Below are 23,300 nucleotides of genomic sequence, written 5' to 3'. Positions count from 1 at the left end.
GAAGGAGCAATACCAATGACTAAGATGCGCGCAAAGATGGTAGTGGCCAACGTTGAAGAGTTTAAGAGCGGTCCTGATGGTGAGAAGACCGGCGAGCGCCTGTCCTTCCGTGCCGTGTCCCGGCCCAACGGCTACCCCGTAGACGGCTCCGACGAGGACAACACGTATGCCAAGTGGAGCCCGCAGGCCGATCTATCCATCACGGTGAACAATCCAGCTCTCTTCGGTCAATTCGAGCGCGGCCAGAAGTACTACGTCGATTTTTCCCAGGCATCGAACTGATCGCCAGCCACTGAGAATACCAAGCCGCCTTCAGGGCGGCTTTTTTATGGAGATTCGAAAATGTCGATAGTGAACAAAGCAGTTGATGAAGCAAAAAAGAAAGCGCTGGAAATGAATGACAAGATCGATGCGAAAGTGGATAGCCAGATCGACAAAGCGCAAGCGTCACGTTTTTCGTGGCTGAAGCTTGCCGGCGCCGCGGCTGTGCTGCTGATCATTCTCGGCATACTGGCTGCGAACTAAGGGGCAAATCATGCGGAATGAGACGGCGGCTATAGCAGCAAAATCCTCTCCCGGCGTAATCGCCGTCGCGTACACGTACATCATCGGGGCGCTGCCCGACATCATCACTATTGCCACTGCGACATATATGGTCACGCAAGCATGTCTTGGGATTTGGCGGGTGATAGAAAAGCTTAAGGAGACAAAAAAATGTGGATGAACTCAGGTGACTTTACGCGCATGGTTATAAAGTTTGCGATCATCTGCGCGCTATTTGGCGCCGGAGGTTTCTGGCTAGTGTCATGGCTGATTGAACACGTCAGCATAGATATTGCGATGTCATGATTAAACCATCCACCACGCAAGTTCGCTCAGCTGTGGCTGTTATGGCGCTGGCCGCATCCACGCTCGTGGGCATCGCCGCGCATGAAGGCTACAAGGGTGAGGCATACATTCCTGTGCCCGGCGATGTGCCGACTATTGGATATGGCACGACTGCCGGGGTCAAGATGGGCGATAAAACCACACCGGTGCGCTCTCTGCAAACCCTGCTTATGGAGATCGATAGTGTCTATGCGCAGGGCGTGCGGCGGTGCGTGACGGCGCCGTTGTATCAGCACGAGTTCGGCGCATACGTGAGTCTCGCCTACAACGTGGGCGTCCCTACATTCTGCCGGAAAGCTCTGCCGGGAAAACCGCCCAATCTTATCGATCTGATCAATGCCGAGCGGTATGCGGAGGCCTGCGAACGCATCGAGGCTTTCAAGTATGGACCAGGCAGAAAGGTATTGCCGGGCCTGGTAAAGAGGCGGGCCGAAGAGCGTGCGATATGCGAGGGTAGGGCATGAAAGAAAAAGCCTTCGTCGCCCTGTTGTTTCTGATCGCTTGTGCTGAAACGTGGCTGATGATTTACGCTTTTGAGGCATGGAAATGAGCAGCTGCGTAACTATTGAGTGGAGCGTCGGTTTTGTTCGCCTACACGATCAGCCCGCCAAGTTTGGTGAGTTTGCACCGTTCGATGATGGCTTTGCGGTGGTGCAAGTCGAGCCCGGGATCTTCGAAGCCAAAATTGCACGCGGCACTGTCCTGACACCAGAGCAGCATCGAGATTTGCGGGAGCAAATGGAATCCATGGGTGCGCAAGCCGTATTTTACTGGCGATTTAAAGAAGGGAGGCCGCCTTATAAGGTATGGATTGCAAGGCGCGAAATTGCACAAAAATCGGGCGATTGAGAAGCCCTACAATCGATTTAAATCATCAGGTTAAGGGTGAGACAAGGGGTAAAAATGTACAGTTTATTTATCGTTATCTTGATTGCGCTTGGATCGGCGCTCGGTGGCGGCGGGGTCGGTTGGATGGTCAAGGATTGGAAGGATGGAGCCAAGATCGCCAAGCTTGAGTCACGTGATGCAGTTGTGACTGCGGCGAATGCACAGTGTAAGACTGATGTCATTTCAGTCAAAGCCGGCGTGAAGGATGTTACCGATGCGCTGGCTGCAAAGAAGAAAGCTGCGGATGCCGCGATGAAGGATGCGGAGTATTGGGCTCGCAAACACTCGACTCTTGCGCAAGAGGTCAATAGCCTGCCGGTGCGTCCGGATGAATCGACGTGTGATGCAATAATCAGGGAGCAAATCGAGTATGTACAAAATCGCCATACTGGTAATTAGCTTGACGCTGGCAGGATGCGCCGGAAAGCCGGTGATCCAGACTCAGGTAATCGAGAGGCTTGTCGCGGTACCGTGCGAAGTCGAGACGCCAGCCGAGTGCAGGGACGCTTACGCAGTAGACCGCGTTTCACCGGCTGATGATGCACTGACTATCAATAGGGCGCTGCGGGCTGAGATAGAGGAAAGATGGGCGTGCGAGATTAAGCTACGGGCGGCGGTTCGGGGATGCAACGCTAAATAGGGTGATCGGCAAACCGCCTGCTTTGCGCTGGGTTGCCGCTCCTGCATTGGGTTTAAGGGTGATCGGCATTTCATGCGTAAGGCATTTTATTCGGCAGTTTGCCAACTTGCGCACATTTGCGTCAAGTGAAAGGTGTGGCAGTTTATTTTATTAATCATCGGCAAGCATTTTTGCACAAACAAAACACTTGCTCGTTCCATTATTATCCTCAACCACGCTCTTGATGAAGTCCGTCATTTCGCGTCTGGAGCTAAATAAATCTCCAAGCATGCCATTCGTAAATTCCGCATTTCCGAGCCTATAGGCGCGCTCAATATCAATTTCATTACCTTCAAAAATTATGCCTTCATGAAACCCGCACGCTTGCAAAACACCCGCCTTGATTGCAATTCCAATTGCAACGCTTTCCTTACGGTCGCAATCATTTATTAAACTTTTCACGAGTCCCACGCTCCCTCCCGCAACAAATCTTAGAGCAACACGCTGCTCCCATTGCTATTTTAACCATCGAGGGGCGCTGGTCTATTGGACCAAGGTACACCAGAGCTCCGGTGTGGGTATTTGCCCAAAAACGCGGGAGACCGTCGCGCCGATCACCAAAATTACTAGGTCAGGTTTATTTCAATAAAGCAGAATTGCGGAAAAGATACAGAATTGCGGAAAAAAGCACTTAGCCGAAAATGCGCTAAGTGCTTAATTTATTGGTGGGTCTGGCTGGACTCGAACCAGCGACCAAGGGATTATGAGTCCCCTGCTCTAACCAACTGAGCTACAGACCCGATTTAGACACCAGCAGTCAATACCGAACCTATCACCCTTCGGTATCCAGGAAACTGCGCAGGCGTTCAGAACGCGAAGGATGGCGCAGTTTGCGCAATGCCTTGGCCTCGATCTGCCGAATACGTTCACGGGTCACGTCGAATTGCTTGCCGACTTCCTCCAGTGTATGGTCAGTATTCATTTCTATGCCGAAACGCATGCGCAGCACTTTTGCTTCGCGCGGCGTCAGCGAGTCGAGGATGTCTTTCGTTACGTCCCGCAGGCTGGCATACACTGCCGCGTCCGCGGGCGCCATGGTAGCGGCATCCTCGATGAAATCGCCAAGGTGCGAATCTTCGTCATCACCTATCGGTGTTTCCATTGAAATAGGCTCTTTGGAAATCTTGAGGATTTTACGAATTTTCTCTTCCGGCATTTCCATTTTCTCCGCCAGCAGGGCGGGTTCCGGCTCCTGTCCGGTTTCCTGCAGAATCTGGCGCGAAATGCGATTCATCTTGTTGATGGTCTCGATCATGTGCACCGGAATACGTATGGTGCGCGCCTGATCGGCGATGGAACGGGTAATGGCCTGGCGAATCCACCAGGTCGCATAAGTTGAAAACTTGTAACCTCGCCGGTATTCAAATTTATCCACCGCTTTCATGAGCCCGATATTGCCTTCCTGAATGAGGTCAAGAAACTGCAATCCGCGGTTGGTATACTTTTTGGCGATGGAAATCACCAGCCGCAAATTGGCTTCGGTCATTTCGCGCTTGGCTCGGCGTGCCTTGGCCTCACCCGTCGACATCCGGCGATTGATTTCCTTCAGGTCTTTCAAGGGGATACCGACCTGCTGTTGCAGCGTCAACAGGTTTTGCTGCTGCTCCACGATATCCGGCCGGAAACGCTCCAGCGCTTGGCTATACGGTTTGCCAAGTGCGACTTCCTTGTCCATCCACTCAAAGTTGCTCTCATTACCAGGAAAAGCCTTGATGAAGTGGTTACGCGGCATCCCCGCCTTGGTCACGCAGAGTTCCAGGATTTTGCGCTCGTAGGTTCGCATTTCATCCACCAGCCCACGCTGGGTGTCACAAAGCTTTTCAACCATCTTTGCCGAGAACCGAATAGCCATGAGTTCGGCCGAAATCTGTTCCTGTATGTCTTTATAGGCTTTGTTACCCGGTCCTTTTTTCTCCAGCGCCTTCTGCATTTCCACATATGCATTTTGAATTACGGCGAAACGCTCCAGCGCGTCATTTTTCAATTTGAGCAAATTGGCATTGGCTATCGCAGCAATGTCTTCGTCTTCCCCATCCTCCGTGCTCAGTTCCTGCTCCAGTGACTCCTCGGAGATTTCTTCCCTGAGCAACTCTTCGGCATTGGGGTCCAGCAATCCATCAACCAGCTCATCGATGCGCATCTCATCTTTCGCCACCTTATTGGCGAGATCGAGAATCCCGGCTATGGTTGTCGGACAGGCGGAAATCGCCTGGATCATATGCTTCAGGCCATCTTCGATACGTTTTGCTATCTCGATTTCGCTCTCGCGCGTGAGCAATTCAACCGACCCCATTTCGCGCATATACATACGGACCGGATCGGTGGTGCGCCCAAACTCCGAATCCACAGTGGAAAGCGCCGCTTCGGCTTCTTCCACTACATCCTCATCGGCCACCGTGGGCGCAGTCTCCGACATCAGCAGTGTTTCCGCGTCGGGCGCTTCATCATAAACAGAAATGCCGACGTCATTGATCATGCTGATGATATTCTCGATCTGCTCGGCATCGAGCATATCATCGGGAAGGTGATCGTTGATCTCGGCATAGGTCAGGTAGCCGCGCTCCTTGCCTTGCACAATCAGGCTTTTGAGCCGCATACGCCGCGCCTCGAGATCCTGCGGTGCAAGCGAAGATTTTTCTGCATCTTTCGACTGGGCAAGCTTGCCTTCCTTTGCTGCCTTGACTTTACTTATTTTGGCAGCAAGCGGACTCGGTTCCTTGGTGGTCATTATCGGCCTCACGATTTCGGTCACAGCGGCCGGGACTTTAGCCGCCGACTTTGCAGTAGTTGTCGTAACATCGTCTTCCTGTGTTTCTGCAGCCGTCTTTACCGGCGCTTTTGCCACCACTTCTTTTGGCTGCCCTCTCGGCGACTTCTTCATATCGTTTGCTTCCTTTTTGGCGGCCACCCGAACGTCATCGGCGGGACGACTCACAGCCGCAGCCAGCGAAGCTCCGGTCTTTGCCTTTATCGCCGCTTTGACTTGTATTTTTGGTTTTACCATGTTTTTTTCCAAAATAGTATCGCCAGTTGAAATTCAAAAACTCTCTATTATATCAAGATTCAATTACACTGTCCGTATGCTGTCCCACATCGTCTTCAAGAAATCGCCATTCGCTGGAGCTCCTGTTTTTCCTCAGGAGTAAGCGCGCTCAAGGACTTGTTGTGTAATGCCGCCATTCGCTCTTTACGTTTCATTTCACGCAACCGGGCCATTGCGCCGGAAAACTCTGCTTCCAGATCTATCTCGCTATCCCACGTGAGCGTGTTGCTCTCCGCCTTCTCCAGGAGAATGCGATGGGAACTGTCGTGAAAATATGCGATAGCCGAAGGTATTGCCGTGTTTCCTCCAACGTTGGGGTGCGTATCGATAAATTCAACCAGAGCCTTCAGCGCTGCCACTTCTTCAGCATATTCCTCGTTCTGTATGAGCAACTCTCTATCCAGCTTCTGGATATAGCCGGGGTCGTATAACAATACCTGCATCAACCAGCGATAAGGTGAGGCAGGTTGTGGTCGAGGAGCCCTTTCACGCGACCGGGAAGCTGAAACGCGCTTGATCTTTAACAGCCCTTCCAACTCCCTCTGATCGAGGCCGCTGATCTCCGCCAATCTTTTTAACAGCATCAGCGCGAGCCCCGGCGCAGTAACCTTTGCAAGCAACGGCTTGGCATCCTGTACCAGTTTAGCTCGCCCCTCGCTAGTTTTGATGTCCGCACGCCCCGACAGTTCCCTAAATAGAAAAACCGATAACGGCAATGTCTGTTTTAACAAGGCTTCAAAAGTATCCTTGCCGAAATTGCGAACGTAGCTATCCGGATCTTCACCTTCGGGCAGGAAAAGAAAACTGACGTTCTTACCGTCCACAAGCTGCCCAAGACTATCCTCTAACGCCCGCCACGCCGCCTTCCTGCCGGCGTTGTCTCCATCGAAACAAAACACGACATTATCGGACTGGCGCAGAAGTTTCTGGACATGGTAAGGCGTTATTGCCGTGCCCAACGCGGCAACTGCGTACTCGATGCCATGCTGAAAAAGCGCCACCACATCCATGTATCCTTCTACCACGATGACACATCCCGCCATGCGGATTGCCCTGCGGGCGGTGAAGAGGTTATAGAGTTCGTGGCCCTTCTGAAACACGGGTGTTTCGGGAGAGTTAAGATATTTGGGCTCACCCTGTTCCAGCACTCGCCCACCGAAACCTACAATCGCTCCTTTGAGGTTAAGAATGGGAAACATGATGCGGTCGCGGAACCGGTCGTAGTATTTACCATCGTCGTTCGCGATCACCAGCCCGGACTCCACCAGCAGATTTTTCTGTGCCTTTGTCGGGGCGCTGGAAAATACGGCATCCAGGTTTCGCCAACCGGCCGGCGCATAACCAATGCTGAAGCGGGCAGCAGTCTCGCCCGTCAAACCACGCTTCTTCAGATAAATAATGGCATCTTTCGAATGCTTGAGCTGTTCCCGATAAAATCGGGCAGCTATATTCATTACATCGAGCAAATCCCCGGAAGAGTTTTGGCCTCCTTGCGGCTTGTCTTGCGCCGACCCCGATTCCACTGCTCCAGAGCGGGATTCCGTTTGTTGCACAGGAACCTGAAGCCCGATCCGGGCCGCCAGATCATCCACCGCTTCGACAAAATTCATGCCGTTGTATTCCATCACGAAGCCGATGGCGCTGCCGTGAGCACCGCAGCCAAAACAGTGATAAAACTGCTTGGTGGGGCTTACCGTGAAAGAAGGTGTCTTTTCGCTATGAAACGGGCAGCACGCCGCATAATTTGCGCCACCTTTCTTAAGCGGCAGGTCGCGCTCAATGACGTCAACGATATCTACACGGTTGAGCAGTTCGTGAATGAATGATTGTGAAATCATTTATAGTGGATCACGCAATATTGCCCCAAGGCAGGGCGCGAACAGGAAGTATTTTGTTGAAAGCAGGTACACGTACACTCCAGCAGTCTCGATACGCGCGATATTTGTAACAGCCTTTGCAGCTATCTGCGGCGATAAGCTGCGGTATCAGGTGATGAGCCTGTTTTTTACCAAGGCCGATACTTTTCCCATATCGGCGCGCCCTGCAAGTTTGGGTTTGAGTATCGTCATCACCCGTCCCATGTCCTGTTGTCCTTTGGCGCCAACAGCGGAAATCGCTTCGCTTACGGCACTTTCCACTTCGCTGTCGCTCAATGCCTGAGGCATATAATGTTGCAGCACGCCCATTTCGTATTTCTCTACATCGGCCAAATCCTGACGATGAGCAGCCTCATACTGGGCAATGGAATCCTTGCGCTGTTTCAGCATCTTTTCGATTACAGCGACTACCGCAACGTCATCCAGCTCGATACGCTCATCCACCTCGCGCTGCTTGATAGCCGCCTGCAGCAGCCGGATAGCATCCCGTCGCCGCGTATCGCCTGAACGCATGGCGGCCTTCATGTCTTCGGTGATTTGTTTTTTCAGATCCACAATGAACCAAACCGGGCAGCGCTTATTATTATGGAAGTTTCACTCGTTTTTTGGAGTGACTTTGACTAATAAAGTTTCGGGGGAAGCAATTGGCTGCGCAGACGTTTGTAAGTGCGCTTAACTGCCGCGGCCAACTTGCGCTTGCGTTCAGCCGTCGGTTTTTCGTAGAATTCCCGGGCACGCAACTCGGTGAGCAGACCGGTTTTTTCTATGGTACGCTTGAAACGTCGCATGGCAACTTCAAACGGCTCGTTTTCCTTGACTTTAATAGTGGTCATGAAGATTTGGTTCCTTTCTAGAAATGTTGAATGACTGACAAAGAGGGGCGGGGTAAACAGTATCGTATGGTTGATCTAACTATAGACAGCGCACTATTATATAACAAGTGCCAAATGCTGTCGTGAAAGAGTAATTTCTCCCATATTCCATTGCTCATACTTGGCATTGAAACATCCTGCGACGAAACCGGGGTCGCGCTTTATCACACTCAGCAGGGGCTGTTGAGCCACGCGCTTCATTCCCAGACGGAAATGCACGGGGAGTATGGCGGCGTGGTGCCGGAACTTGCCTCCCGCGACCACATCCGGCGGGTATTGCCTCTCGTCAGGCAAACGTGCGCGGCGGCCGGGCTCGACCTAAAAGCCCTCGACGCCATCGCCTATACTCAAGGACCGGGACTGGCGGGAGCGCTACTGGTAGGGGCGAGTATCGCAGCCGCCCTGGGTTTCGCACTGGAAATTCCCGTACTGGGCATCCATCACCTCGAGGGGCATCTCCTTTCTCCGCTGCTATCCGATCCCGCGCCGGCTTTTCCATTCGTGGCGCTGCTCGTATCGGGCGGCCATACCCAGCTAATGGAAGTGAGCGGCCTCGGGCTATATAAATTGCTCGGTGAAACCGTGGATGATGCAGCGGGAGAAGCTTTCGACAAGACCGCCAAGCTGCTAGGGCTGAGCTATCCCGGCGGTCCGGCGCTATCGAAACTTGCTGACGAATTTTTTCGGTCAGGCCAACCAAATCAATTCAAGCTTCCCCGCCCCATGCTCCGCAGCGGCGATCTCAATTTCAGCTTCAGCGGGCTCAAGACAGCAGTATTGACCCTGGCCAGAAAACAACCCCTGACCCAGCAAATCCGAGGTGCCCTTGCCTCTGCTTTTCAGGAAGCCGTCGTTGACGTCCTGACGGAAAAATCGCTGGCGGCACTTTCAAGAACTGGTCTTACTCAACTGGTGGTTGCAGGCGGAGTGGGGGCAAACCGTCAACTGCGGAGCAATCTCTGCCGGGAAGCCGAAAAAATGGGCGCCACTGTTTTTTTTCCCGAACTCGAATTTTGTACGGACAATGGCGCCATGATCGCATTTGCCGGAGCGATGCGATTACAGGCATCAGAAACGTGGAATAAAAAGCCGGATAATACGTTTACGATAAAAGCCCGATGGGATCTGGAGATGCAGGATGCCGCGGAGGGATAATCATGAGGCGCTGTGCTTGCCGATCCGTGGTTCACCACCCGCAATCAAGCTGGCGATATTTGATTTATGCCGCCAGACAAGCAATACGGACATGATAAAAACGACAACGGTACGGGCTTCAAAACCAAAAAAAAACACGGCGAAAATTGGCGCGAACCCCGCCGCGGCTAAGGCTGCTAGCGATGAGAAGCGCCAGATCGCAGCAACGATGATCCAGGTCGCGATTGCCAGCAGCCCTATCCAGGGGTTAAACCCCAATAATACGCCCAGTGCCGTCGCTACCCCTTTCCCGCCTTTGAAACGCAGGAATATCGGGAATAAATGGCCCAGAAACACTGCCAGCGCCACTACGGCAATCGCTTCCTCACCGAGCGCAAAACATTGCGCCAAGACGACCGACAGCCAGCCTTTGCCGACATCCCCCAGCAGCGTGAACACGGCGGCCGCTTTCTTTCCACTGCGCAGCACATTCGTGGCCCCTGGATTTTTTGAGCCGTATGTACGAGGGTCGGGCAAGTGGAAGAGCCGAGCTGCCAGCACCCCAAAGGAAATGGATCCCAGCAAATAGGCCAGCAGGACAAGGGCCATCAGCATCATTTAATTAGCGACATCGTTGCAGAGGGAAGAAAAAAATTCCCGTGATTCTACGTGAAAATAACTTCGTCCATACGCGCCTTTGTTTCTGCTGGAGCTTTTAACCTAAATCCGGTAGTTGGACGGGGTAAAGTGTACGGTTTTTGGGGTGCAGGGCAAGGCGCAACGACGCGGAATGCGACCGCGCAGGGCGGAGCAGTGCCTTCCGCAGGAAGGTGCGACCCCGAAGCGGGATGCTGGCGCCCCTTTGCGTGCGGAGCGCAATCGCGGCATCCCCTGCGCTGCCCGATCCCCGCTTCGCGGGGCCCCTCGGGCGACGCTTCGGGGCGCCGTTCCATTCCAAGAAGTTGCAACGCAGCCATGTGCCCCAAAAACTGTGCAATTCGCCCCGTAGCGCCCTCGCCCGGAAGGTGAGCGTTAAATAATATGAAATATTGTTATTAATCACGACACTGATCTATTAAATGAGCGGTCAACTACCGGATTTAGGTTTAATAAAGACTCCAGGATTTAATCGACGACTGAACTGGTAGAATCTGGGCGGTTCCAAGGGCGCGGCGACGGTTATAGCTGGACCTTTTCCTGGGGGAATCTGGTCTTGTCATGCTGCTGCACCGCTGTCGCGCCCCTCCGGAAAACCCGGGGATTTATTCAGAGACTTCATATATGGACATTATTTTTTTGAATGAGCTCAAGATCAAAACCTTGATTGGGATCTATCCATGGGAGCTCAACACTGCACAAACCATCCAACTCGATTTGGAGATCGGACTGGTGACAAGCCGAGCTTGCCAAACTGATAATATCGAGGATGCGCTGGATTATGCCTTTATTGTCCAGCGCATCAATGAAACCCTTTCACAGAAGCATTTTTCTCTGCTGGAAGCCTTGGCTGAGCATATCGCGCAAATCGTCTTGACCGAATTCAAATCACCCTGGATAAAAGTCAGCGTTGCGAAACTCAGCGCGATACGCGGCGTGAAAAAAGTGGGAATATGCATCGAAAGAGGATCGAAGCTCGCGTAGGAACACGAATGCTTCAGGTTAGGTACGTTCAGTCAGCTAATACAAGCCTGGATGGCTCGCATGCCGGGTAATTACGCCCCGAGAGTAGTTGAATGGCGCCTATCGCTCGCCCCGCAGCACACCCACATGCTAACTTGTGATCAATGCTTCTTCAATTTCAGTAAAAGTCCTCGCCACCTCTATCGGCAGAATTGCGGCGCCAAGTTGCTTCTCGATCTGCGTCAACGAAAAAATACCGCACACCTCGAGATTGCCCTCGTGATCGCTCTCTATGACTAAAGAATGCTGCCGCCCGGCATTGCGCAAGCTGGCGACGACATTTGCGACTTTGCCATGCTGAACCTGTTCGATCGGAATAGCTTCCAGATGATCGAGCGGTGTCATGATATCAGCGACCAGAATCTCATTATGCTTCATGTGCCGCTCCTGAATGAAGCGAAGCGGCTTTTCACCGAGAATATCGGCCGCGGTAATCATGCCCACCAGAATCTGATCCTGGTTCAGCACCAGCAGTGAACGTATACCTCGCTCCATCATGTGTGTATTTGCGCGTTCCATCGTTTCATTGGGTTCGGTTGTACCCGCCTCGACAGTACGCAGGTCGGTCATCACATCAAGAGCGGGCGACATCAGCGTGACAAATTTAGGCGGAATGGGACGGACGACCCGGATAGCGCCCGCCAGACGCTGTGCAGGGAGAGGGTGATATTCGGACATGGCATTATCCTCCAGTAGTGGTGGATGGGATGCGCTTGAAATCTGAAAATACAATGCAAGCCTTCCCGTATTTGAACTCTACGCGCAACGAGACGGCGGGTCAATTCGGTAAGCAGCATATATATCATCGCCACCAAACCGAGGACGCTCTTACTTGGGAGTGATAATTGGAAACGATCGGGGAAACGGAAGTTCTGGCAGGAACCAGGGCATTTCAAATTTAACCAACCGCAGGGTTATTGCGGAATTTCAAGCAGATAACCCCTGCCCATCCTTCAATTCACCGATTTCCTCGTTCAGTCGCCGCAGCATTCCTACCGGGTCTTCTGCCTGTGTGACCGGTCTGCCAATGACGAGGTAATCCGCGCCATTTTCAATTGCTTGGCACGGAGAAGTTACCCGCTTCTGGTCTCCCTGAGAAACGTCGGCCGGACGTATTCCCGGTGTGACGAGGCAAAAGCTCTCGCCCATCATTTTCCTGAGCATGGGCGCCTCCAGCGCCGATGCCACCACCCCATCCAGTCCGCAGTCGCGCGCCAGCAAGGCCAGTCGCTGGACTACATCCTGAGGGTCGCCTTTCAGGCCAATCTCGTTCATATCCTCCGACCCCATGCTGGTGAGGAGGGTGACGGCGATGAGCCTGGTATTTCCCACCGGCACGGCTTCCCGGGCTGCCGTGAGCATTTTTCTCCCCCCAAGCGCATGGATATTCATCATCCAAACGCCCAACCCTGCTGCGGCCTTGCATGCACCCGCCACAGTGCTGGGAATATCGTGAAATTTCAAATCGAGGAAAACCTCAAATCCGTTATCCATCAATTTCTCGACCAATTGCGGGCCCGCGGCGGTAAAAAGCTCCTTTCCCACTTTGACCCTGCATGATGCAGGGTCAAGCTTGGCCGTCAGGTCCAATGCCTGTTTTGCGTCAGGAAAATCCAGGGCAATAATGATTCTTGGGTCGTTCATACGATCAGTGCGTTCTCAATGAATTTGGCGGAAGCACTTACAACTGCTCAGTTCATATTGGATAGACGGGCTTTCGATAAATATCGTAGCTTCGCGAGTCTTTGATGGTGCGCATAATGCACGTTGACCCATTCCCGCTCTGCCTGGATGGGCAGGACGGATTGGCGCTTTCTTATCGCTGTTCATCCAGCGAAGGATATTTTTTTCTGTATATCGAAATTTCCCGCCTTTGGCTGAATATCTTGCCGAGGCAGGACCCGATGCCAATCGCTACGCCGAGGGCGAAAAACAATAATATTATCAGTACCAGCGGCGCGTGCCATTCATAACCGAAATAATAATGTAGCGTTACCGTTTCGACATTTCTCACGGTAAAGCCAAGCAGCAGCAGAAACAGCGCGATGCGCAAGAACCATCTCAGGTAACGCATGATTCCTTTTCCCCGGGGCCAGACATCGTTAACAGCATGAACCGTCAAATACCTCGAACCTCAATTTCTTCGTATTGCATCAATTGAATCGCTTCACATAAGTTAAAAAAACGGCATGGTCCTTCGACCCTGCCGTCATTATACCTACCCATCCAATACGATTTTTCAGGTTTTGTTATCGACCCGCTCACGCATTTCCTTCCCCGCCTTGAAATGGGGAACATACTTTTCCGGCACCTTGACCTTCTCTCCGGATTTCGGATTACGCCCGACACGCGGCGGCCGGTAGTTGAGATCGAAGCTGCCGAATCCACGAATTTCAATACGCTGTCCCTGCGCTAAACTCTTGGCCATCGCATCAAGTATCACCTTGACTGCAAGCTCGGCATCCTTCGCGCCCAACTGCGGATAACGGGCTGCAAGCCTCGAGATCAGTTCAGACTTTGTCATGGACACCCTTTATTGTTCAGTATTTTTAACATCCATCTTGGCTTTAAGCAACGCGCCCAAACTGGTGGTTCCCGCGCTTGCAGCACTATCCACCGTAACCTTGTGCATGGCGTCGGATTCCTCTGCGATATCCTTGGCCTTGATGGAAAGATTAATGCCGCGATTCTTGCGATCGACGTTGATTATCATTGCCTCGACCGTATCGCCTTCCTTCAGGTGCGAGCGGATGTCCTCGACCCTGTCGCGCGACACTTCGGATGCACGCAGGTAGCCTTCGACATCATTCTCCAGCGCAATTACCGCACCCTTGGCATCAATCGACTTGACTGTGCCTTTGACGAGGCTATTCTTGTCGTTTATCGAGACAAAGCTGTTGAACGGGTCGCCTTCCAACTGCTTGATACCCAGCGAAATCCGTTCACGCTCGACATCGATGGATAACACCATGGCTTCAACTTCGTCGCCTTTCTTATAATTGCGAACTGCTTCTTCACCCGGCTGGCTCCATGAGAGATCGGAAAGATGCACCAATCCGTCTATCCCGCCCTGCAATCCGATGAAAACGCCGAAATCAGTGATGGACTTGATTTGCCCGCGCACTTTGTCGCCTTTTTGATGGTTCATGGCAAAGTCATCCCACGGATTGACCTTGCATTGCTTCATGCCGAGCGAGATACGCCGCCGTTCCTCATCGATTTCCAGGATCATCACTTCCACTTCGTCGCCCAACTGCACCACTTTGGAGGGGTACACGTTTTTGTTGGTCCAATCCATTTCAGAGACATGCACGAGCCCTTCGATACCCTGCTCAATTTCAACAAACGCGCCATAATCGGTCAGATTGCTGACTTTTCCGAACAGGCGGGTATGCGGCGGATAACGCCGGGAGAGACCTACCCATGGGTCTTCGCTCAATTGCTTCATGCCCAGCGATACGCGATTCTTTTCCTGATCGAATTTAAGCACTTTGGCGGTGACTTCATCACCGACGCTGATTACTTCGGAAGGATGCTTCACACGTCGCCATGCAAGATCCGTGATGTGCAACAGTCCGTCTATACCACCCAGGTCCACGAATGCGCCATAGTCCGTTATGTTCTTGACAATACCCTTGACTATCGCACCTTCCGTCAAATTCGCAAGCAAGGTCTGGCGATCCGCACCCTGGCTTTCTTCCAGAACCGCGCGACGCGATACAACCACATTATTGCGCTTGCGATCAAGCTTGATGACCTTGAATTCCATCTCCTTGTTTTCGTATGGAGTCGTATCCTTGACCGGACGGATATCCACCAGCGAACCAGGAAGAAAAGCGCGTATGCCGTTGATCATGGCAGTCAGACCACCCTTGACCTTGCCGCTTACGATGCCGGAGACGATGGCGCCGCTTTCCATCGCAGCCTCCAGGTCATGCCAGGCCGTGAGCCGTTTGGCCTTGTCGCGCGATAAACGGGTTTCGCCGTAGCCGTCTTCGAGCGCCTCGATGGCGACACTCACGAAATCGCCGGCCTTGACCTCGATTTCGCCCTTATCATTCTTGAATTCTTCGACAGGAATGAAGCTTTCCGATTTCAGTCCGGCGTTTACAACCACAATGTTGTAATCAACACGAACAACCTGGGCGGTGATGACTTCACCGACACGCATTTCCTGGCGGGAAAGACTTTCTTCAAATAACGCCGCAAAACTTTCGGAAGAATCTATAGCGGGGGAAGCAATAATCATTGTGGAAGATACCTGGTTTGGAATCCCGTCAAAGAAAATCGACGGGGTTAAAAGTTAATAATAAGTGCCCGATCAGACCGCACGCTCCTTTTGCCCGGAAAAAGTGCGATCAGACAGCACCAGCCATACTCCTTAACTACTTGACTACTTGATCCATTGCCTGGACAACCCTATTTCCATATTTCAACTATTTTTCATGCGCCGAGACCTGAATCTTTGCCATAAAAGCAAAGTTTTATCCATAACACGTATTAGTCGAACGTGCTATTATCATACTGTAGCGTTTATGGCGCCTGCATTCTTCTTCTTTCTATTCTTTTTCCTGGCTCGCTCGCTGCGACTGCGGCCACCTGATACAAGTGCATCGAGAGGCGAAGCTGACTTCAGTTTTTCACCTGCGATCTTGTGCACAGATTTCAATATATTGCTTTAGTACGCTATCCACGGCTTGTGTTATGTCGAGGGAAGTCGTATCCAGCAACGTTGTATCCGTACCCAGTTGCAATGGCGCCACGCTCCGATTGCTGTCGCGGGCATCGCGGTCTCGTATATCCTGCAAAAGGGTGGCAATATTAGCACCTATCCCTTTTTCCATCAACTGCTTATGGCGCCGTTGGGCTCGCGTTTCAGCACTTGCCGTGAGAAATATTTTGAGAACGGCTTCGGGAAAAACGACCGACCCCATATCGCGGCCGTCCGCCACCAGGCCGGGAAGCTGGCAAAATGCGCGTTGCCGCGCTAATAGCGCGGCTCTGACCAGCGGATAAGCGGCTATTCTGGAAGCCGAGTTACCGCACGCTTCCGTGCGGATCGCATCGGTGACGTTTTCATTGCCCAACCGGATTTCTTCATCCTTAAAGACGACATCCAGGCTTGCGGCAACATCGCTTATTGTTCTTTCATCGCCCAGGTCGACCCCCGCACGCATCGTTGCCAGCGCTACCAACCGGTAGAGCGCACCACTGTCGAGATAGTGAAACCCCAGTTTTGCCGCCACCCGTTGTGCAACGGTGCCTTTGCCGGAAGCGGAAGGGCCATCAATGGCGATTACGGGAACGTCATTAATATTCGTATTCATGAAAAACCGCCTCGATAAAATTTACCCGGATTCTGCCGGTCAGGGACTGACGATGGCCGCGAACTTTTCAAAATAGCCGGGAAAAGTCTTGGCGACGCAATCGGGTTCGTTGATACGCACAGGCGCGCCAAAAGACGCCAGCGAAAAGCACATGGCCATCCGGTGGTCGTCATACGTATCAATCGCTGCATCCTTGGTGAGTCTATCGGTTGGCGGAGTGATACGCAGAAAATTCGCGCCCTCCTCCACCACCGCCCCCAACTTGCGCAATTCCTTTGCCATTGCCGCGAGGCGATCGGTTTCTTTCACCCGCCAACTGGCGATATTCCTGAGCGTGGTGGTACCAACGGCGAACAACGCCGCCACTGCAAGCGTCATGGCGGCGTCCGGAATATGGTTGCAGTCGAGATCAACGGCCCGCAGACCACCAGACGCAGGAGCGCTTGCCTCGATCCAGTTATTGCCCACGCTGATGCGTGCTCCCATTTCTTCCAGCACTTCAGCAAAACGGACATCTCCCTGAAGGCTGCCATGACCGATACCCTCTACTCGCACCGGACCGGCACCGATGGCGCCGGCGGCGAGGAAATACGAAGCGGAGGATGCATCGCCCTCGACAAATATCTCGCCCGGGCTGAGGTAGCGTTGGCCTGAGCGCATAGTGAAGCGGTGCCATTCCTCACGCTCCACCTGCACGCCGAAACGGGCCATCAGCGCTATGGTCAACTCGATATAAGGCCGCGAGATCAATTCTCCCACCACCGTTATCGTCGACGTATGATTGAAACGCATTGCGGATAAGGGCAAAGCCATCAGCAGACCTGTCAGGAACTGGCTGGATACATCGCCCCTCACCGTAATTTCCTCTCCGTGGATCCGCCCGGGCTTGATTTGAAGCGGCGGAAAACCTTCATTGCCCAAATAGGTTATATCCGCCCCCCACTGGCGTAACGCGCTCACCAGATCGCCGATAGGGCGTTCATGCATGCGCGGTACACCCGATAATTTGTAATATCCCTGAGCCAGCGCCAGCACGGCGGTCAAAGGACGGAAAGCCGTGCCTGCATTACCCAGGAATAAACTCGCTTCACTGATGGGGAAACGGAGAGGCAACTTTCCGCCTATACCTTGCACCCGATAACAATTTTCATTGATCAGGGCGATGGGCACACCCAGCGCCTCAAGTGCTTCCAGCATTCGCGCCGTATCGTCGGAAACAAGCAGGTCACGTATAACTGTCGCGCCGTCGGCCAATGCAGCAAGCAATAGAATGCGGTTGGAAATACTTTTGGAGCCAGGCAGGCGCACCGTGCCCTGAGCAGTCTTGACGGCCGGGAGATCAATAAAACTCACGCCGTGCCTTATGGATCATTGGGATCATCTTTGCCGATATGAATAGGAGTTGCATGAAGACTCGGGCAATCGCCCTGCCCTGTCTTTGAGATTCAATGCAGTGTCAGTGTCAGTATCAAGAAGCGGCATCGTTCCTGGTTTACAATACTTGCAAATGTTGGACGCCCGGCTTGAATAAGCGGTCTCGTTTCCGGAGCAGACTACAAGCATCAAAGTAGTACCTGAAGAGCGGGACGTCGCCTGCGTTCCACGATTGACCTCAGTCAAATGGTTACTCCGACGCTTATACTCATGTTAAAATAACTCAATGATTTCAGCGAGATATTATAGAGAAGACCGCGTAAACCCTGCGATAAACCAAGTATTATAATCAATACGTCTTGAATAAACATTAAACCTGCCGTTCTGATGAACGCGCAACGCCTGGATGCGCCTCACCCACGGTTGCAAGAAAGCCCATCTCGAATGGATTGGGTGGGTTGAAACAATTTAAGTTCTGTCTTCCAAACATGTCCATCTCACGGGCGTCATATTCGTGAACAGGCTTGCCCGGAACCCATACTGAAGGAAGTCGCAAGCATGCCGCGTTGGTTCAAGGATAACTCGCTGTCCATGGGACATACCCCGTTGGTCCGGCTCAACCGCATTACCGATGGCGCTCCCGCAACGGTGCTGGCAAAGATCGAGGGGCGTAACCCCGCTTATTCCGTAAAATGCCGTATTGGCACGGCGATGATCGAGGACGCGGAAGAGCGCGGACTGCTCCTTGCAGGAAAAGAACTGGTGGAACCGACCAGCGGCAACACCGGCATCGCACTGGCGTCGGTTGCAGCCTCCCGCGGCATACCGCTGACCTTGACCATGCCGGAAACCATGAGCCTGGAGCGGCGTAAACTGCTGGGCGCATATGGGGCAAAACTGGTATTGACGGAAGGGGCGCGGGGAATGAAAGGCGCCGTGTTGAAAGCCGAGGAAATCGTTGCTTCCGATCCTGGCCGGTATGTACTGCTTCAGCAATTCAACAACCCGGCCAACCCGGCCATCCATGAACGCACTACCGGGCCGGAAATCTGGAACGATACCGAGGGCGCCATTGATATTTTTGTTTCCGGCGTGGGTACAGGCGGTACTATAACCGGCGTTTCGCGCTACATCAAAAACACAAAGGGGAAAACGATCATTTCAGTTGCCGTTGAACCATCCGCCAGCCCGGTATTGACCCAATTGCGCGCGGGTGAACCGCTGAAACCCGGACCGCACAAAATCCCTGGAATTGGTGCCGGTTTCGTTCCGGAAAATTTGGACCTGGCGCTGGTGGACGATATCGAGCAGGTCAGCAATGAAGATGCGTTGCGCTATGCCCGCCGCCTCGCACGCGAAGAAGGCATTATTTCCGGAATTTCATGCGGAGCGGCTGTGGCGGTGGCGATACGTTATGCGAAGCGTCTGGAAAACGCAGGCAAAACCATTGTGGTCATCCTTCCCGATTCGGGAGAACGTTACTTGAGTTCCATTCTCTTCGAGGATGCGCTCGATGGTCAGGGTTCGGTGCATAATCCTAAATCCGGTAGTTGACCGCTCATTTGATAGATCAGTGTCATGATTAATAACAATATTTCATATTATTTGACGCTCACCTTCCGGGTGAGGGCGCTACGGGGAGAATTGCACAGTTTTTGCGGCACATGGCTGCGTTGCAACTTCTTGGAATGGAACGACCATTCCGCGTCGTTGCGCCTTGCCCTGCACCCCAAAAACCGTACACTTCACCCCGTCCAACTACCGGATTTAGGATGATGGCAAAATCAGGAAAAACAGGATACTCATCATCGAGAGGGACAGGTTTGGAAATCGACAAGGTTGTGGCCGAGCTGCGCGCCTTGCGTGTGAAATCACTGGAAAACCGGCAAAGGCGCGACAGGCCGCCTAAACTGCCCTCCCGCAAGATACTGGTCGGGATCGCGGATGGGCTGAGTGCAGTGTTGTTTCCGAACCGCCTGGGCTTACCCGAACTCACCAATGAGAGCGTCGATTATTACGTCGGACACACCTTGGATGTCACACTCCGCGAACTGTTGGTTCAAGTGCGCCGTGAACTGCGCTTTACTTCCGGCCTGGAAACCACAAGCGATTCGGATCGAGAACAGGCTGCGGCCATCACCCAGGCATTCGCCCGGCAATTACCCCATGTACGAACGTTGCTGGAAAGCGACATTCAGGCAGCGTACGAGGGTGATCCGGCTGCCCGCAGCCTCGACGAGGTACTGGTCTGTTATCCGGGCATCACGGCCATAACGCATTATCGCCTCGCGCATGAACTGCACTGCCTGGGCGCGCCGCTGATTGCACGCATGATTTCGGAAATTGCCCATTCCGCCACCGGTATCGAGATCCATCCAGGGGCGAAGATTGGAGGCAGTTTTTTCATCGATCACGGCACCGGCGTAGTCATTGGCGAAACCGCTATCATTGGCGAACACGTGCGCCTGTATCAAGCCGTAACGCTGGGCGCCAAACGCTTCCCCACGGATGAGCATGGTGCGCTAGTAAAAGGGAATATTCGGCATCCTATTGTCGAGGATGATGTAATTATTTACGCTGGCGCCACCATTCTTGGCCGTATCACCATCGGGCGCGGCTCGACCATTGGCGGTAACGTCTGGCTTACGCGCAGCATTCCGCCCGGCAGTGTTATCTCGCAAGCGCAGATACGTAATGAGGTATATGACGGTGGCGCCGGCATTTAAGCGGGTAAACCATATCCATATCGACATCGATACTGAAATCATCCCGATCCGCTGGATCAGGTTGGGGCTGGGTAGCCTGAATGCGCAGCCAACCGAACTCATCAGGAAGTTGATTGCGCTGAGATGTGCCTTGGCATTCCTGCCTGGATTGACGTTCGGTCAGCCGCTACTTAGACTCCGCGAGATACAGGAACGCCCACTTTTTTAGTAGAACAGCACAATACTAAATACCATGTACCCGAAATGCATTAAGTGCGGAAGTAAAAAAACGCATGGCTCTCGTGCCCGACCCGGGGAACGGACATTGTCCATGCTGTTCCTCCGCCCTGTGCGCTGCCGCGATTGCAGAGAGCGCTTTTGGGTGCGAAACCCCCATGCTTATCTTGTAACGGGATCGACACTAACCGTGGCCGCGCTACTGATTGCGTTGGTCTGGCTTATCATAGAACAAAACATGGCTGATTATTACGTCGGACCCATATCTGAAATCGAGCAGGAGAAACCCGCAATTCCCGGTAATGGCAATCCCGGACGCGATCATGAAGAACACTTGAATGCGGCGACCACCGGCGTCAAACAGCCTGCCGGAACAGCAGCGACGCGTAACACAGGGCCAGCCTCTCCTTCGGCACCAGGGCCAACGGATGATCATTATTTTGCGGTGCGGTTGTATCAAGAGAGTGCGGAGAAGGGGGATAGCGATGCGCAATATAAGCTGGGCCTGTTATATTTGACTGGAAATGGCGCCCTTCAGGATTTCGCCGAAGCGGCGAAATGGCTTAAACTGGCAGCAGAACAAGGCTACGGACTTGCACAGTATGAGCTGGGCCTCATCTACCGCACTGGATATGGTCTTGCTGTCGACCAGGTACAGAGCTACGTATGGCTGAATCTTGCCGCTGCCGCCGGGGTTCAGCAAGCTGTAGCGGCTCGGGACGAAATCATGCGCTCTCTTAGCCCCAAACAACTTGCGCAAGCGCAAAAAACCTCACGCGATTGGCTCGCCGCAAGGCCAAAACCCAAAACAACCGGCAAAAAACCTAACCAGGCGGAGCCAGGAACGTAGCCCGATATATTAAAGACCAGGCGTCCCTGCAAGATCGCCTTTACCTTACACGACGCGCGCACAACACCGGGCGATACAGCATTCCCGGAACCGGCAGCGATTGTGTCCGCGAAAACAGCGTTGGCTTACTGGTTCAGCGAACCTTTCGGTTCGCACTGCTGCATTTGTCGTCACTTACCTGAAGTTATCTGAAGTTACAAGTTATCTCAGGCAGCCGACTGAGATAACGTTTAGCCAGTTACACGTTCATGTTTCTGCTCGCCCACCTTGCCAGCCACTTAGGTTCAATACCGTTATATTGCAGGAGAAGTCATCATGAATGAATCATACGACGTCGTCATTATCGGGGCCGGTACGGGGGGTTTGGCTGCATTGAATGAAGTGAAGAAGCAAACCTCCAATTTCATCCTCATCAACGATGGACCATGGGGAACGGTCTGTGCCCGCGTTGGTTGCATGCCTTCCAAAGCGCTGATCGAGGCAGCGAATGCCTTTCACGCTCGTAACACGTTTGAGGAATTTGGTATTCGGGGAGCAGGTTCTCTCACACTCGATATTCCCGCTGCGCTGCGGCATGTACGCCGGCTGCGCGATGATTTTGTTGCCAGCACGCTGAAGACCACCGAAGCACTGGGCGAGCGCGCGATTTCCGGTCGCGCGCGTTTGCTTGGAGCAGGAAGGCTGGAAGTAAACGGGCGCGAGCTCCGCGCACGCAGTATTATCATCGCTACCGGCTCACGCCCGGTCGTGCCTGAGCCATGGCATGCTTTCGGAAGGCAATTGCTCACTACGGATACCTTATTCGAACAGCAAACGCTGCCTTCCCGCATGGCAGTGATAGGCCTGGGCCCGGTCGGTGTGGAAATGGCCCAGGCACTTTCGCGGCTAGGCGTGAACATAGTGGCGTTTGACCAGAAAACTGCCATTGCGGGATTGAGTGACCCCAACGTCAATGCCGTCGCGACAGAACTTCTGCAACAGGAATTCCCTGTTCATCTGGGGCAAAAGGCTGATCTGCATGCGTCCAACGGTGGTATGCAAGTCCGTGCCGGAAGTAAGGAGGCTGTGGTCGACAGTGTTCTCGTTAGCCTGGGCCGGCGGCCAAATATCGACAACCTTGGGCTGGAAACGTTGGGTATCGAACTCGATGAGCACGGACTGCCTCCAGTTGATCCTCATACTATGCAAATAGCCGATCTGCCGGTTTTCATGGCCGGCGACATCAATGACCGGATACCTCTTCTGCATGAGGCGGCGGATGAGGGACATATCGCCGGAATCAATGCGACCCGTCGCGACCCGATGTATTTCAAGCGTCGCGTCCCGCTCGCGATAGTCTTTACCGATCCTAATATCGCAATGATAGGCAGGCGCTTCAATCCACTCGACGCCAATAAAATACTGACGGGAGAAGCGTGTTTTAAACACCAGGGTCGCGCCAGGGTAGGTCAGCGCAACAAGGGCATCCTGCGTCTTTATGCCGAACCGGAAAGCGGTCGGCTGCTCGGCGCTGAAATGTGCGCCCCTGCCGGGGAGCATATGGCACATTTGGTGGCGCTGGCTATCGAGCGTTCACTCACGGTGCATGATATGCTGCGCTTGCCGTTTTATCACCCCACTCTGGAAGAAGGCCTGCGTAGCGCTTTGCGCCAGCTATCGGCACAAGTTCCCGCTTGCGGCAAATCCGATCTTGCCAACTGTGATGCATTCGATTGCGAGGCGCTTGATTAAGAGGCTCTTGATTGA

Annotated in this window: 25 protein-coding genes and 1 tRNA gene; 12 read left to right on the top strand and 14 right to left on the bottom strand. The window is 53.2% G+C overall.

What is annotated here, in order from left to right:
- The first annotated feature begins 15 nt into the window (after nt 1-15).
- The 6 genes from F822_RS12015 (at nt 16) to F822_RS11985 (ending at nt 2,416) form a co-directional block, all read left to right on the top strand.
- The gene (locus tag F822_RS12015) at nt 16-282 is read left to right on the top strand and encodes a hypothetical protein (RefSeq protein WP_036575851.1); all 267 of its coding nucleotides are present in this window, start codon (nt 16-18) and stop codon (nt 280-282) included.
- Between the two features lie 60 nt (nt 283-342).
- Nucleotides 343-525 carry a hypothetical protein gene (locus F822_RS12010; RefSeq protein ID WP_025041038.1) on the top strand — a complete coding sequence of 61 codons (183 nt, stop codon included), beginning with the start codon at nt 343-345 and terminating at the stop codon, nt 523-525.
- A gap of 320 nt (nt 526-845) precedes the next feature.
- A complete protein-coding gene (locus tag F822_RS12000; protein WP_025041040.1) occupies nt 846-1,352 on the top strand; it encodes a glycoside hydrolase family protein in 507 nt (168 codons plus the stop codon).
- A gap of 82 nt (nt 1,353-1,434) precedes the next feature.
- Nucleotides 1,435-1,737 carry a hypothetical protein gene (locus tag F822_RS11995; protein WP_025041041.1) on the top strand — a complete coding sequence of 101 codons (303 nt, stop codon included), beginning with the start codon at nt 1,435-1,437 and terminating at the stop codon, nt 1,735-1,737.
- A 54-nt stretch (nt 1,738-1,791) separates the two neighbouring features.
- A complete protein-coding gene (locus tag F822_RS11990; RefSeq protein WP_025041042.1) occupies nt 1,792-2,175 on the top strand; it encodes a hypothetical protein in 384 nt (127 codons plus the stop codon).
- The gene (locus F822_RS11985; RefSeq protein ID WP_025041043.1) at nt 2,147-2,416 is read left to right on the top strand and encodes a hypothetical protein; all 270 of its coding nucleotides are present in this window, start codon (nt 2,147-2,149) and stop codon (nt 2,414-2,416) included. The genes F822_RS11990 and F822_RS11985 overlap by 29 nt, the downstream gene beginning before the upstream one ends.
- Nucleotides 2,417-2,566: 150 nt before the next feature.
- On the opposite strand, the gene F822_RS11980 is transcribed toward F822_RS11985, so the two are convergent.
- The 6 genes from F822_RS11980 to rpsU form a co-directional block, all read right to left on the bottom strand.
- Nucleotides 2,567-2,857: an Ea8.5 family phage-derived protein gene (locus tag F822_RS11980; protein ID WP_156304416.1), complete on the bottom strand. Its 291-nt coding sequence runs from the start codon at nt 2,855-2,857 to the stop codon at nt 2,567-2,569.
- 261 nt (nt 2,858-3,118) lie between these two features.
- Nucleotides 3,119-3,195 (bottom strand) — tRNA-Ile (locus F822_RS11975).
- A gap of 32 nt (nt 3,196-3,227) precedes the next feature.
- Nucleotides 3,228-5,459, bottom strand: coding sequence for an RNA polymerase sigma factor RpoD (rpoD, locus tag F822_RS11970; RefSeq protein WP_025041045.1), 2,232 nt, complete (start codon nt 5,457-5,459; stop codon nt 3,228-3,230).
- 95 nt (nt 5,460-5,554) lie between these two features.
- Complete coding sequence (gene dnaG / locus F822_RS11965) at nt 5,555-7,336, bottom strand: DNA primase (RefSeq protein WP_025041046.1); 1,782 nt, start codon at nt 7,334-7,336, stop codon at nt 5,555-5,557.
- Between the two features lie 147 nt (nt 7,337-7,483).
- Nucleotides 7,484-7,930: a GatB/YqeY domain-containing protein gene (locus tag F822_RS11960; protein WP_025041047.1), complete on the bottom strand. Its 447-nt coding sequence runs from the start codon at nt 7,928-7,930 to the stop codon at nt 7,484-7,486.
- 65 nt (nt 7,931-7,995) lie between these two features.
- Nucleotides 7,996-8,208, bottom strand: a complete 213-nt coding sequence (rpsU, locus tag F822_RS11955) for a 30S ribosomal protein S21 (protein WP_004179462.1) — start codon at nt 8,206-8,208, stop codon at nt 7,996-7,998.
- Nucleotides 8,209-8,358: 150 nt separating this feature from the next.
- Between rpsU and tsaD the strand changes: the two genes are divergently transcribed.
- Nucleotides 8,359-9,402: a tRNA (adenosine(37)-N6)-threonylcarbamoyltransferase complex transferase subunit TsaD gene (tsaD, locus tag F822_RS11950; RefSeq protein ID WP_025041048.1), complete on the top strand. Its 1,044-nt coding sequence runs from the start codon at nt 8,359-8,361 to the stop codon at nt 9,400-9,402.
- On the opposite strand, the gene plsY is transcribed toward tsaD, so the two are convergent.
- Nucleotides 9,403-9,999: a glycerol-3-phosphate 1-O-acyltransferase PlsY gene (gene plsY / locus F822_RS11945; protein ID WP_025041049.1), complete on the bottom strand. Its 597-nt coding sequence runs from the start codon at nt 9,997-9,999 to the stop codon at nt 9,403-9,405. It lies immediately after the preceding gene.
- Nucleotides 10,000-10,662: 663 nt separating this feature from the next.
- On the opposite strand from plsY, the gene F822_RS11940 reads away from it, so the two are divergent.
- A complete protein-coding gene (locus F822_RS11940) occupies nt 10,663-11,022 on the top strand; it encodes a dihydroneopterin aldolase (protein ID WP_025041051.1) in 360 nt (119 codons plus the stop codon).
- Nucleotides 11,023-11,151: 129 nt separating this feature from the next.
- Here the strand turns inward: F822_RS11940 and F822_RS11935 are convergent, their stop codons facing one another.
- From F822_RS11935 to aroA, 7 genes are all read right to left on the bottom strand, one after another.
- Complete coding sequence (locus F822_RS11935; RefSeq protein ID WP_025041052.1) at nt 11,152-11,739, bottom strand: CBS domain-containing protein; 588 nt, start codon at nt 11,737-11,739, stop codon at nt 11,152-11,154.
- A gap of 249 nt (nt 11,740-11,988) precedes the next feature.
- Complete coding sequence (pyrF, locus tag F822_RS11930) at nt 11,989-12,705, bottom strand: orotidine-5'-phosphate decarboxylase (protein ID WP_025041053.1); 717 nt, start codon at nt 12,703-12,705, stop codon at nt 11,989-11,991.
- Between the two features lie 172 nt (nt 12,706-12,877).
- Nucleotides 12,878-13,135 carry a LapA family protein gene (locus tag F822_RS11925; protein ID WP_025041054.1) on the bottom strand — a complete coding sequence of 86 codons (258 nt, stop codon included), beginning with the start codon at nt 13,133-13,135 and terminating at the stop codon, nt 12,878-12,880.
- 165 nt (nt 13,136-13,300) lie between these two features.
- Nucleotides 13,301-13,585: an integration host factor subunit beta gene (locus F822_RS11920; protein WP_036575864.1), complete on the bottom strand. Its 285-nt coding sequence runs from the start codon at nt 13,583-13,585 to the stop codon at nt 13,301-13,303.
- A gap of 9 nt (nt 13,586-13,594) precedes the next feature.
- Nucleotides 13,595-15,310, bottom strand: coding sequence for a 30S ribosomal protein S1 (rpsA, locus tag F822_RS11915; protein WP_025041055.1), 1,716 nt, complete (start codon nt 15,308-15,310; stop codon nt 13,595-13,597).
- 391 nt (nt 15,311-15,701) lie between these two features.
- On the bottom strand, nt 15,702-16,388 hold the full coding sequence (gene cmk, locus F822_RS15425) for a (d)CMP kinase (protein ID WP_025041056.1): 687 nt from the start codon (nt 16,386-16,388) through the stop codon (nt 15,702-15,704).
- A gap of 39 nt (nt 16,389-16,427) precedes the next feature.
- Nucleotides 16,428-17,741, bottom strand: coding sequence for a 3-phosphoshikimate 1-carboxyvinyltransferase (gene aroA / locus F822_RS15420; RefSeq protein WP_025041057.1), 1,314 nt, complete (start codon nt 17,739-17,741; stop codon nt 16,428-16,430).
- Between the two features lie 579 nt (nt 17,742-18,320).
- Between aroA and cysK the strand changes: the two genes are divergently transcribed.
- The 4 genes from cysK to F822_RS11880 all read left to right on the top strand — a co-directional run bounded on the left by cysK (nt 18,321) and on the right by F822_RS11880 (nt 23,285).
- Nucleotides 18,321-19,316, top strand: a complete 996-nt coding sequence (cysK, locus tag F822_RS11900; RefSeq protein ID WP_025041058.1) for a cysteine synthase A — start codon at nt 18,321-18,323, stop codon at nt 19,314-19,316.
- Nucleotides 19,317-19,537: 221 nt separating this feature from the next.
- The gene (gene epsC / locus F822_RS11895) at nt 19,538-20,488 is read left to right on the top strand and encodes a serine O-acetyltransferase EpsC (RefSeq protein ID WP_051536692.1); all 951 of its coding nucleotides are present in this window, start codon (nt 19,538-19,540) and stop codon (nt 20,486-20,488) included.
- Between the two features lie 310 nt (nt 20,489-20,798).
- Nucleotides 20,799-21,554 (top strand): tetratricopeptide repeat protein, encoded by a 756-nt coding sequence (locus F822_RS11885; RefSeq protein ID WP_025041061.1) that lies wholly within the window; start codon nt 20,799-20,801, stop codon nt 21,552-21,554.
- Nucleotides 21,555-21,869: 315 nt separating this feature from the next.
- The gene (locus tag F822_RS11880) at nt 21,870-23,285 is read left to right on the top strand and encodes a dihydrolipoyl dehydrogenase (RefSeq protein ID WP_025041062.1); all 1,416 of its coding nucleotides are present in this window, start codon (nt 21,870-21,872) and stop codon (nt 23,283-23,285) included.
- Nucleotides 23,286-23,300: the final 15 nt, after the last annotated feature.

This window comes from Nitrosospira briensis C-128 (genome assembly GCF_000619905.2).
GTDB lineage: Bacteria > Pseudomonadota > Gammaproteobacteria > Burkholderiales > Nitrosomonadaceae > Nitrosospira > Nitrosospira briensis.
This window is presented reverse-complemented; position numbering and strand designations above follow the sequence as displayed.